The sequence below is a fragment of the Capsulimonas sp. genome (assembly GCF_039929585.1).
Classification (GTDB): Bacteria; Armatimonadota; Armatimonadia; order Armatimonadales; family Capsulimonadaceae; genus Capsulimonas.
This window is the reverse complement of record NZ_JBDSQY010000085.1, coordinates 1-7,245: the sequence shown is the minus strand read 5'-3', so window position 1 is coordinate 7,245 and position 7,245 is coordinate 1. Positions and strand designations below refer to the sequence as shown.

At 60.3% G+C, this 7,245-nt stretch carries 9 protein-coding genes; 6 read left to right on the top strand and 3 right to left on the bottom strand.

Annotated features, from left to right (window positions below; all coding sequences use genetic code 11):
* Positions 1-365: 365 nt before the first annotated feature.
* Together ABIZ35_RS05965 and ABIZ35_RS05960 are read right to left on the bottom strand one after the other, a co-directional pair.
* Positions 366-1,271, bottom strand: coding sequence for a prepilin-type N-terminal cleavage/methylation domain-containing protein (locus tag ABIZ35_RS05965; RefSeq protein WP_348218961.1), 906 nt, complete (start codon positions 1,269-1,271; stop codon positions 366-368).
* A 127-nt stretch (positions 1,272-1,398) separates the two neighbouring features.
* The gene (locus tag ABIZ35_RS05960) at positions 1,399-2,148 is read right to left on the bottom strand and encodes a hypothetical protein (protein ID WP_348218960.1); all 750 of its coding nucleotides are present in this window, start codon (positions 2,146-2,148) and stop codon (positions 1,399-1,401) included.
* Positions 2,149-2,441: 293 nt separating this feature from the next.
* Here ABIZ35_RS05960 and ABIZ35_RS05955 point away from each other — a divergent pair, with 293 nt between their 5' ends.
* The 6 genes from ABIZ35_RS05955 to ABIZ35_RS05930 are packed head-to-tail and all read left to right on the top strand — an operon-like array spanning position 2,442 to position 5,691.
* Positions 2,442-2,750 (top strand): hypothetical protein, encoded by a 309-nt coding sequence (locus ABIZ35_RS05955; RefSeq protein WP_348218959.1) that lies wholly within the window; start codon positions 2,442-2,444, stop codon positions 2,748-2,750.
* A gap of 35 nt (positions 2,751-2,785) precedes the next feature.
* Positions 2,786-3,295, top strand: coding sequence for a tail fiber protein (locus tag ABIZ35_RS05950; RefSeq protein ID WP_348218958.1), 510 nt, complete (start codon positions 2,786-2,788; stop codon positions 3,293-3,295).
* Between the two features lie 34 nt (positions 3,296-3,329).
* Positions 3,330-3,827 carry a tail fiber protein gene (locus tag ABIZ35_RS05945; RefSeq protein ID WP_348218957.1) on the top strand — a complete coding sequence of 166 codons (498 nt, stop codon included), beginning with the start codon at positions 3,330-3,332 and terminating at the stop codon, positions 3,825-3,827.
* Between the two features lie 29 nt (positions 3,828-3,856).
* On the top strand, positions 3,857-4,390 hold the full coding sequence (locus ABIZ35_RS05940) for a tail fiber protein (protein WP_348218956.1): 534 nt from the start codon (positions 3,857-3,859) through the stop codon (positions 4,388-4,390).
* Positions 4,391-4,428: 38 nt separating this feature from the next.
* Positions 4,429-5,172 (top strand): twin-arginine translocation signal domain-containing protein, encoded by a 744-nt coding sequence (locus ABIZ35_RS05935; RefSeq protein WP_348218955.1) that lies wholly within the window; start codon positions 4,429-4,431, stop codon positions 5,170-5,172.
* A 24-nt stretch (positions 5,173-5,196) separates the two neighbouring features.
* On the top strand, positions 5,197-5,691 hold the full coding sequence (locus ABIZ35_RS05930) for a GNAT family N-acetyltransferase (protein ID WP_348218954.1): 495 nt from the start codon (positions 5,197-5,199) through the stop codon (positions 5,689-5,691).
* A gap of 323 nt (positions 5,692-6,014) precedes the next feature.
* Here ABIZ35_RS05930 and ABIZ35_RS05925 read toward each other — a convergent pair.
* Positions 6,015-7,245, bottom strand: a 1,231-nt coding sequence (locus ABIZ35_RS05925; protein ID WP_348218953.1) for a DEAD/DEAH box helicase, incomplete at its 5' end; no start/stop codon positions are given.

Below are 7,245 nucleotides of genomic sequence, written 5' to 3'. Positions count from 1 at the left end.
CACCCCATCCCGCGAGTGTCCAGCAGGCTGCTGGACGAATTCCCTGGTCTCACAATTGCTTATTACTGGACAAAAATCGCACCGGCCATAAATGACCGGCCTGAGAGGGAGCCCCCTGAACGGGGCTAAGAAAAAGCCAGCAATCTTTGGTCAGGGCGGTTTACCGTCCTTGCAGGCACAGGCCGGTCATTTATGGCCGGTGCGACGACGATCGTGATTACGACAAAATAGGCTCGGCGCCCATCGGCGTGTCGGCGTATCATCTCACCGAACGGCTGCCGGAGGCCATGCAGGGGAGTTTGCCGACGGCGAAGCAGTGGGAGGAGCGCTTTGCGCGTGGGGAAGAGGGATAAGGCGGTCGGGCCTCACTTTGTACTGAATGTCATGGCGTGGTAGGGCATGCTCTCGGTTCCGCCGGCGCGGTAGCTGCGCTGGTTGGGATCAAGGGGAGGCGGCAGCGGATATTCCTCAGGGGCGCTTGTGGCGCTCTGGGCGTTGGCGCCGCCGGAGATTTTGTCAGCCCCCAGAATATAGCCGTGACCGTCGCAGGCGACGAAGGCGGAGCCTCGTTCATGCCGTGTTTCTGTCTCCAGGCCGTTGTTGACGGGGCGGCCGTCGATATTGCCCGTGGCGTAATCGATGTGATTTCCCGGCGTCGATCCCGACGGGCAGCCGGTGGGAAATCGGTCAGAGGAGCCAAGGTCCAGGTTGCCGGTGGGACTGCACGCCGCCGTGCTTCGGTACGCCGCCGAACTGAGGGCGGGGTCGATCAGCGACGCGGCGTGTGAGACTTCGAAGAACATCACCGTCTGCACGGGCGCATCCAGTGAGGAGAGCGTGGCCGCAGGATGCAGACAAAAGGCGGGAACAGGATTTGCAGGATCTTTGAAGCGAGCGCCAAGGTTCGAATTAAAACCGTAAGAGACGGGGTAGAAGATGGGAGAACCTGCCGCGCTTGCCGTCTGTCGGGACGTGGAATCGCTCGGACATTGGAAGATCCGGCGGTCTTGGACGTAAGGATACACACCGCCGCACCAGCCGGCGCCAGGGATATTTCGGCTTCCTGCCGGAAACTTATCATTGTTGTCGTTCACGTACATCAGCATCCCAAAAGCGAGCTGATGCTCGTTGGACATACACGCATAAGACCGGCCTTTTTCGCGGTATCGAAAAAAGACCGGCAGGATGATCGCCGCCAGCGCCGCAATAATTGCGATCACGAGCAGCAATTCGATCAGCGTAAAGCCGGATTGGGAGGATGATTGGGTCAATGGGGCTTTGTGCATATGCTCGAAACGCAGCGCAGCACGGAAACGGTTCGCGGCATTTGAGACCGTACGAATCAGAACAGCCCGCGTCCAAGTATGGACGCGGGCTGCTGTTGATCGGGTCTTGAAACTAGGCCTCGACGGCCCGGCGCTTGCGCAGGACCAGGGAGGCGACGCCGAGGATGAAGAATCCGAGGACGGCGTATTGGGACGGCTCAGGCACGGCGGAGGGCGAGCCGCTCTGGTAGAGGGAGAGGGCTTCGCCGGAGGTCAGCGCGCCGTCGAAGACGCGAATGTAGTCCACGGACCCGGCGGACGCTTCGCCGCCGGTCACCGTGTCATCAATGAAGAACTGCGCGATGCTGGCGGGACTGCTGAAGACCCCCTGCAGCCCCGAGTCTGTAAAGCTGAACTGCTGGACGCCGTTGACGTAACCGACGAACAGGCCCGTGCCGCCGTCGCGCGTGATGATGACGTCGGTCGGCGTATTCGCGGCGATGGCGCCGCTCGGACCGAACGCGGAATTGTAAAAGTTGAGGTCCGTATTCAAGTTGTAAACGCCGTTGTCGGACGTCAGATTCTTGAAGTCGACGATCTTGCGGTAACCGGAGGTGGTCGCAAAGCTGAAGTTCAGCTCGATGGAGTAATCGTTCGCGGTCACGCCGTTGCTCAGGCTCAGGCCCTGGTTGGCGCCGAAGTTGTAATGGGTGGCCGTGAGCGTTCCGCCATTAGCGACCAGATTCGGTCCGCCGAGCGTGTCGGCGTACGTGCCGTCGAGATCGTATTCATGAGTGAGAGTCGCCGCATTGGCGGCGGAGCAAGCAAGGCCGGCGATCGCCGCGAAGGCGAACGCGTTACGCATCAGAGGTTTGAATGGCATCGGTGCATCTCCTGATATTGCAGATTTTTTAAAGAACGGTAAGAATACTGCTGAACAACCGTGCATCCTGCTAATTATACAAGCAATAACGGCAAAAGGAAAGTATTTTTTTCAATCGGGCGACGGCTTCATTCAAACACTATTCTTGACAGGTTTCGCCAAAGTGTGTTAAAGTAGCAAAGTATTGTCCGCAAGGACGGATTCGCCCCAGCAGCCACGCTTTTTCCCAGGTGACAGCGTCGCGCGGGGTCTTTTTTTTGACGTTCGCGCGAAGCTGCGCCTAACTTACCATCATGCCTGAAACCATCTTACTGAACCTGGCCACCGCCGACGATTTCGCTCCCCTCACCGATACAATCTTTACGATCCTCCTGGAGGATGGACAATCGTTTGAGGTCACGCTCACAAACGTCCGTGTTCTGGGCGGCGGCCTGGCGGGCAAGCGCGAGCCGTTCAAGCTGACCTTCTCCGGAACTCCCGGGTTTGTGCTGCCCCAGCGGATCTACCATCTCACACACACGAACATCGAAGACCTCGAGATTTTCATCGTCCCGATCGCCGCGACGGCGCAGGCGACGACTTATGAAGCGATCTTCGCTTAGCTTAACAGATCTTTAGCCGCATATTTGGAGGCCCCATGGCTGAACCCTTCCTGTCGGAAATCCGTATCGTCAGTTTCAATTATTCGCCACAAGGCTGGGCGTTCTGTAACGGGCAGACCCTTCCGATCAACCAGAATCAGGCGCTCTTCTCGCTGTTGGGAACAACCTACGGCGGCAATGGGGTCCAAACATTCGCGCTGCCGAACCTGCAGGGCCGCACGCCGCTCCATTTTGGCCCGAATAATCCACTGGGAACGGCCGCTGGTGAAGTCACACATACGCTGGCGCTCGTTGAAACGCCACTGCACAGCCATACGCTTCCCGTCTCCACCGCGCTCGCGACCACGAGCCTTCCCAGCGGAGCGGTGCTGTCGCATCCGGCCCCGACCGTCGGCGCCGCTTACAGCTCCGGCCAGATCGGCGTCCAGATGTCGCCGCAGATGCTCAGCGCCGTAGGCAGCGGGCAGCCGCACAACAATATGCAGCCCTATCTGGTCCTGAACTTCATTATTGCCCTGGTGGGTATTTTCCCAAGCAGAAACTAACGTCTCATCGATTTTCACTCAGGAATCATTTGCTATGTCACAACCATTTGTCGGGGAAATTCGCCTGGCCGCCTTCCAATTCGCTCCGAGCGGATGGGCGTTCTGCTCCGGTCAACTTATTCCCATTGCCGAGAACGATACACTTTTCAACCTGATTGGAACGACCTACGGTGGCGATGGGGTCAGCACGTTCGCGCTCCCGAATATGCTGGGACGGGTTCCCGTGCACGCCGCCCCTCAATACATACTCGGCCAAATCGGGGGAACGGAAACCGGCGCCCTGTCACTGGCGCAGATCCCGTCTCATTCGCACGTCGTCAACGCCTCCGCCGCCGCCGCGAACAGCAGCATCCCTACCGGCGATGTTCCCGCAGCCGCTGCGGTGAATGTCTACGCTCCGGCAGCTAATCTTGTCAGCTTAGGGACATCTACCGGTTCGGACGGCCAGGGGCAGCCGCATAACAACATGATGCCTTTCCAGTGCATCAACTACATCATTTCACTCTTCGGCATTTTCCCGTCGCAGAATTGACGGCGCGTTTCTCATGAGGAGCATCGGTTATGGCAGATCAATTTGTCGGCGAAATCCGGATCGTTCCATTCAATTTCGCCCCCACCGGCTGGGCGATGTGCAACGGCCAAATTCTGCCCATCAGTCAGAATACGGCTCTCTTTTCCCTGCTGGGCACGAACTTCGGCGGCAATGGACAGACAAACTTCGCACTGCCCAACCTGCAAGACTCGGTCGCGGTGGATTTCGGCGCCGGCGCGGGATTGACCGAACGCTCCATGGGCGAGACGGGCGGCGCGGCGTCCGTGACCATCAGCGAATCGCAGCTTCCTCAGCACAAGCACGTGATCAACGCGAGCAGCTCCGCCGCGACGAAATTTACGCCGGGCGGCAATCTATTCGCGGTTCCTAACGCGGGACCGCGCCGGGCGAATCAGCTTTACACGACGGCGGCGCCCAACGCCACGATGGCGCTCAGCGCAATCGTCCCCACGGGAGGCGGCTTGGCGCACAACAATACGCAGCCCTATCTCGCGCTGAATTTCATTATTGCGCTGCAAGGCATCTTCCCGCCGCGCTCGTAACTTCGCCGGCGCATCGCGTTCTCATTTAAGGAAAAATCATGAAGGCAATGGATACGGCCATGAACACAACGCAGACGGCGGATACGGCCGCGACGAAATCGCCCGACATCTCCATGACGAAGTCGCCGGACATCTCCGCGATCAAACCGGCGATCGACCGGCGCGATTTCCTGCTCGGCGCCGCCGCCCTCGCCGTCACGGCGTCGCTCGGCAGCCAGTCATCCGCCCACGCAGACGCGCCCGTCAGCGCCGCCTACGCCGCCGCGCCCGTCCTGCACACCACTCTGGCCCTGGCGACCATGAGCGGCATGATCAACCCCACTGCGCTTAACTCCGGCGCGCTCGCCTCAGCGGTGGCGACCGTCAAGATGTTCGGTCACTTCATCCCCGCCGGCGCGGCCGCCGCGCTGCGTGTTGTGAAGGCCCACTACGCCGTGCCCGTCAATGGCCGGATTGCCGATGTCCCCATGTATGCCTGGACGACCTCCGTTGGCAAAGGCAAGGATACGCTCGTCAAAGTCCCCATCGCACCCGGCGGCGGCCTGCTGCTCTCCGTGGAGATCGTCGGAACCACCCGAACCGAAGATTCATACTTCCTGATCCCGGGAACCACGACTGGCAAACCCAAACTCATCGCGGGCACATACGTCATTATTGCCGGCTCCCCGGATCTCACCGGCTGCCGCCTGACCTTGACCAGCGGCAAACCCACCCTCACCCGCGTCACGGCCTCAGGCCCCGCCCCGGTCGGCTTCGAGTACTTACTGGTCACAATATCGTAGGATACGGTCCGAGGTTCTTATCCCATGACCACACTGCCACTGATCGAGCTGCGTCCGGAAAGCGCCGACGATGCGGAGTTTCTGTATGACGTCTACGCCAGCACGCGCCAGCAGGAGCTGATGGCGACGGGCTGGGACGCCGAGCAAAAGGCGCAATTCCTGCGCATGCAGTTCCAAGCGCAGCACAGCTTCTACCACGCCCAGTTTCCCAACGCTCAGTACAACGTCTTGCTTCAGGGCGGCGAGCCCATCGGCCGTCTGTATGTCGACCGCCGCGAAACGGAACTGCGCATCCTGGACATCGCCCTGCTCCCCCCATTCTGCAATCAAGGCCTCGGAACCCAGCTGATACAACAACTGATGCTGGAAGCCGCCGGCCAAGGCGTCCCCCTCAGCCTTCATGTCGAAACCTTCAACCGCGCGCGCACGCTTTACGGCCGTTTGGGATTTACAGAAGTGCAGAACGACGGTCTGTATATATTGATGGAATGGAAACCCGTTAAGCGACATAGATCTTGACCTGGGCTGCCTAACCCCCCGCCGAAGTAAACTTCGACTTCCCCCTTCCCTGCAAGCTGCTTCGCAGTGGGAAGTGGGTGCTGATAACTCAAAGCGACATGGCTCTTGACGTGAGGTTTCGGCCCCCGTCCCCATCCTGGGGAGCAGAGTGTTATCGCAGACATTTCTTGTCCCCCAGGATGGGGCGGAGGGGCCGATACCCAGTGTCAAGATCTATGTCGGCTTAAGTTATCAGCACCCACTTCCCACCGCGAAGCGGCTTGCAGGGAAGGGGGAAATCGAGCCTTAGCTCGATGGGGGATTAGGCACCCCCTGGATTAACCCTACCGGCGTCCACGCGTCAGTCCCACCAGTTCAAAAATCTCCGATTCCGTCAGCACGGACGGCAGATCCATTCCCGCGTCGTCCACGACTTCCTGGAAGATCTTGCGCTTGGCGCGCAGCTTGGCGTCGATGCGCTCTTCGATGGTTCGTGCACAGATATAACGATAGATGGTGACGGGATAGGTCTGTCCCATGCGGTGCGCGCGGCTGTCGGCCTGCTCTTCGATCGCGGGGTTCCACCAGCGGTCGAGATGAAACACATAGGACGCCATTTGCAGGTTGAGCCCCTGCCTGCCGGCGCGCAGGGAGAGCAGCAGCGCCGTATGCTCCGGGTGCGTTTGGAAGCGTTCAACGGCGGCGGCGCGTTCGCGTAGTGACAGCGAGCCGGTGTAGGTCAGCGGGTTGAACTCTTGCAGGTACTGGGCGGCGCGGCCGATGCCGAACATGTCATCGGTGAATTGGGAGAAGACAAGGGCGCGCTGGCCCTCTTCGGAGAGTGCGCGCATACGTTCGGCGATGTCCGCCAGCTTGCCGGAGACGCCGCTGGCGGGGTCGTAGTTGCAAAGCTGCTTCAGGCGCGAGATCAGCTCCAGGACGTGAACGACAGTGACCGAGCCTTCGGATTCGGTCAGGCGGACGACGCCTTCTTGTTCCGCCTGGTCGTACGCCTCGCGCTGGGCGGGCGGCAATTCCAAAATGACTTCGTGGATCTGTTTTGGCGGAAGCTGTGGCAGGACATCTTCGCGGCGGCGGCGCAATTGGTAGGAATGCAGCTGTGTCTTGAGGTCGCGGCTATCATCTGCGGGAGGGGGCTGATCGGGAGAATGCGTCAGAAACTCCAGGAGCGATTCCACATCGTCCACGCTATTTTCCAGCGGCGTGCCGGTGAGCGCCCAGCGGCGCTTGCGCGGGAGACGCTTGCAGGCGATGGAGATGGTCGAGCGCCGGTTCTTGATACGCGACGCTTCGTCCAGAATGACCACGTCCCACGTTTCTCGCAGCGCCGGACTGTGCTGGGGCTCCAGGACATCGGTGCGCAGTGTCTCATATCCGATCAGCTTGATGTGCGCCTGCATTCGCCAAAGGCGGGCGCGTTCGGACGGCGGACCGCTGACGGTCAAGGCGGAAAGCTCGGGCGCCCAGCGCGCCAGCTCCCAGCGCCATTGGGTGAGCAGGCCCGCCGGACAGACGATTAGAGCACTTTGGACTTCGGCGCGATGAATGAGAATG

Coding starts and splice junctions, on each gene's coding strand:
- ABIZ35_RS05960 (WP_348218960.1), bottom strand. CDS start 2,148: ATGCCATTCAAACCTCTGATGCGTAACGCGTTCGCCTTCGCGGCGATC.
- ABIZ35_RS05955 (WP_348218959.1), top strand. CDS start 2,442: ATGCCTGAAACCATCTTACTGAACCTGGCCACCGCCGACGATTTCGCT.
- ABIZ35_RS05950 (WP_348218958.1), top strand. CDS start 2,786: ATGGCTGAACCCTTCCTGTCGGAAATCCGTATCGTCAGTTTCAATTAT.
- ABIZ35_RS05945 (WP_348218957.1), top strand. CDS start 3,330: ATGTCACAACCATTTGTCGGGGAAATTCGCCTGGCCGCCTTCCAATTC.
- ABIZ35_RS05940 (WP_348218956.1), top strand. CDS start 3,857: ATGGCAGATCAATTTGTCGGCGAAATCCGGATCGTTCCATTCAATTTC.
- ABIZ35_RS05935 (WP_348218955.1), top strand. CDS start 4,429: ATGAAGGCAATGGATACGGCCATGAACACAACGCAGACGGCGGATACG.
- ABIZ35_RS05930 (WP_348218954.1), top strand. CDS start 5,197: ATGACCACACTGCCACTGATCGAGCTGCGTCCGGAAAGCGCCGACGAT.